The 680-nt window shown below is 77.6% G+C and carries 1 protein-coding gene; it reads left to right on the top strand.

Going from position 1 to position 680, the window contains the following annotated elements; genetic code table 11:
• Nucleotides 1-10: 10 nt before the first annotated feature.
• Nucleotides 11-680 (top strand): PspC domain-containing protein (locus tag C1I99_RS31800; protein WP_146604119.1); only part of this gene is annotated, 670 nt, incomplete at its 3' end.

Below are 680 nucleotides of genomic sequence, written 5' to 3' on the forward strand. Positions count from 1 at the left end.
GATCTAGGGCATGACCGAGGAATCTGCCCCGCCCCCTCGCGCCGGGGCGGCACAGCCGGGCGGAGCGCCGCCACCGTCGGCGTCCGCTGGCGGGACCGCGCCGACCAGCTTCGGGCCGACGCCACCGGTGGCCGCGCCGGAGGCCGCCGGCGGCGGTGGCACCCCGCCCCCACCCGGCGGTGACCCCGGCGCCGTGCCACCACCGCCGCCCGGCGCTGCCGGCTTCACCTCGCGGTACGGGCTGGTGCGCCCCCGCGACGGCCGCTACCTGGCGGGGGTCTGCGCGGCGATCGGCCGCGCCACCAACACCGACCCGGTGCTGTGGCGGGTGCTGCTCGCGGTGCTCGGCTTCTTCGGCGGCATCGGCATCCTGGTCTACGTCACCGCCTGGCTGATCATCCCCGGCGAGGGGGACAGCGCCTCCCCGGTCGAGTCGATGCTGGGCCGGGGCCGGTCCAGCATGTCCCCGGTCACCGTGATCGTGCTCAGCATCCTGGTCGCGGTCAGCTTCGGCTACATCGTCACCGACGCGTTCCGGGCCGTGCTGCTCGGCGCGGCGATCCTGATCGGTGGGGCGCTGCTGCTGAACCGGGAGCACCGCGGCCGGCAGGCTGTGCCGGCCGCGCCGGGCCCGGCCGCCGCGCCACCGGGGCCGGTCCCCCCGGTCAGCTACCCCGCCC

This window comes from Micromonospora deserti, assembly GCF_003236335.1.
GTDB classification, from domain to species: domain Bacteria; phylum Actinomycetota; class Actinomycetes; order Mycobacteriales; family Micromonosporaceae; genus Micromonospora; species Micromonospora deserti.